The sequence below is a fragment of the Clostridium sp. genome, assembly GCF_051654825.1.
Taxonomy (GTDB): domain Bacteria; phylum Bacillota; class Clostridia; order Clostridiales; family Clostridiaceae; genus Clostridium.
In genome coordinates this window covers 1-2,240 of sequence record NZ_JBOFYU010000199.1, presented here as the reverse complement: position 1 = coordinate 2,240, position 2,240 = coordinate 1, and the positions used below count along the sequence as shown (strand labels likewise).

The 2,240-nt window shown below is 29.4% G+C and carries 2 protein-coding genes; both read right to left on the bottom strand.

Annotated features, from left to right (window positions below):
* Positions 1-1,291: AAA family ATPase (locus ACRDBA_RS11575; protein ID WP_438573075.1), on the bottom strand; the 1,291-nt coding region annotated here is incomplete at its 3' end.
* Positions 1,292-1,342: 51 nt separating this feature from the next.
* Entirely contained in the window at positions 1,343-2,008 is a 666-nt protein-coding gene (locus tag ACRDBA_RS11570; RefSeq protein WP_047384755.1) for a recombinase family protein, read from the bottom strand.
* Positions 2,009-2,240: the final 232 nt, after the last annotated feature.

Here is a 2,240-nt window from a genome sequence, read left to right as displayed (position 1 = left end):
CAAACATTGTTTGAAGCAACTCCTCTACAGAGTCTATTCCAGTAACATTCCCATCTCTTAAAGCAACTATAAGGTCTGTAAACTTTCCATAATTTCTAGGAGAAACTATTTCCATAAACGTATCTTTGAAATATTCCTTTACTTCGTAATTTGGAATAGTAAGGAAATACTGATTTTTTTCCTCTCCTTTCCTATCTATAGTCAGATACCCTGCTGAAAACATTAAGTAGAGTAATGTGCTGTCACTGTATCTCATACCAAAAATCATATTTTCTTGAAGAGTAGTTTTTACACTTCCATCTTTCAGTAGAGTATGGAATATATTAAATATTTCTCTATCTGCCTCTCTTAATATTTCTTTTATAAGAAGGTTAGCACTTGTATTTATCCAGAAAGCCTTCAATTCTCCTGAACTACAATGATATAATATGCTCCACGGATTATAGACTTTCAGATCTCCAAAGAGATATCCGTTATACCATTTTTCTATGTCTCCTAAAGTTGTTTCAAGATCATAATATTTTAAAATATCCTCAACCTCTATTTCGGTCATTCCAAAATAATTATAGTCTCCCGTAAGTATTGTTGATACTTTTAAATTATTTAAAGTTGAAAATATTGACTCTTTCGCAATTCTTAAAATACCTGTAACTACTGAAAAACTAATAATTCCTTCTTTTAATGCACTTCCATAGAACCGTCCCAAAAGTGTTTTAACTTTTTCATAGTATCTTTTTTCATTAGCAATGATAAATGGAGAATCATATTCATCTATAAGAATAACTGGCTTAACTCCATAATAATCATATAGAAGCTGCGACAGGAATTTTAAAGCAGTGTCATAATTAGCTTTTTCTTCTTGAAACCATATTTTATCAAAAAAAAGAAGATTTCTTTCATCCAGTTTTTCACGGAGATATTTATGGGTTTCAAAGAGAGAACTAATAAGAGTTTTAAATGCTTCGAAAAAACTTTCAAAATCTTCTCCATCTAAATCTTTCATAGTTAGATAAATTACAGGATATTTTCCTTGATATTCCATATAGTCAGTTTTTTCTATTTTAGTTCCTTTAAAAAGCTCTCTATTTTCTATAGCACCTTTTATGTCTAAAAAATATTTCAACGTACTGATATTCAAGGTTTTTCCAAATCTTCTAGGTCTTGTTAATAATGTAACTTCAGCTCTTTTCTCAAGCACATCTTGGATAAAAAGAGTTTTATCTACATAATAGTAGTTTAATTCTATTATTTTTTTAAAATCATCTATACCTATAGGTAGTTTTTTCTTCATCAAATTTCTCACCTCTTTCGTTACATTAATTTCTTTTCTTATATTATACCATCATATTATCATTTCTTTCTTATATTTATAATATGTATTTCTAGCAAGTCCTGTAAGTTCCATTATCTCTTTATCTGAATGAGTAGGGAGTAGTTTCTGTATCTTCTCTTTCATCTCTACTGATTTCTTAGTTACAAGTTTCTTTCCTTTAACCTGTCCTATTTGCTTTCCTTCCCTTTTAGCAGTTTCTATTCCTTCTTTGGTTCTCTGTTGTAGGTCTTTAACCTCTTTCTCAGCTTGGTTAAATGCTATTTCAATTTGGTCTTCAGCTAAAACTTTTATAGCCTCATTAGTTGCATTGATATATATATCAGCTATTTTATGTCCCGTACTATCTATTTTCATAGAAATGGCTTTCTGATAAACTGCCGTATTTATATAAGGTTCTTTCAAGAAAACTAGAATAACTCCCTTATTCATGAGTTCAAAGTAGAGATTTTTTCCTTCTTCTGCATTTCTTGACATTCTCGAAACTGAATCAAAAACGATAGTATCTCCGCTCTTAACAATCTTCAGTAATTTTTCAAACTCTTTTCTTCCTTCAACTTTTGTTCCAGTAAATGCTTCCTCATACAATCTTGCACCAGAATCATAAGCTAAAATATTTCTAATCTGTCTTTCAATATTCTGCTCTTTTCTTGATACCCTAGCATATCCAAATATCATAATCTATCTCACCTCTATACATAAATTTTCACAATTTCAATTAAAAGAAACGTCCGTTAAATTTGATATTTATATTATATCAAATTTGAGACTAGATTCATAGACTTTTGATACTTATATTTAAATGGTTACTTTTGATACTAGAAGGGAATAAATGTCAAATCATTTTGTTTGTAGTCTAGTTGATACAATACCAAATAAAGAAAAGAGAGTCTAGATTGAACTCTCTTTT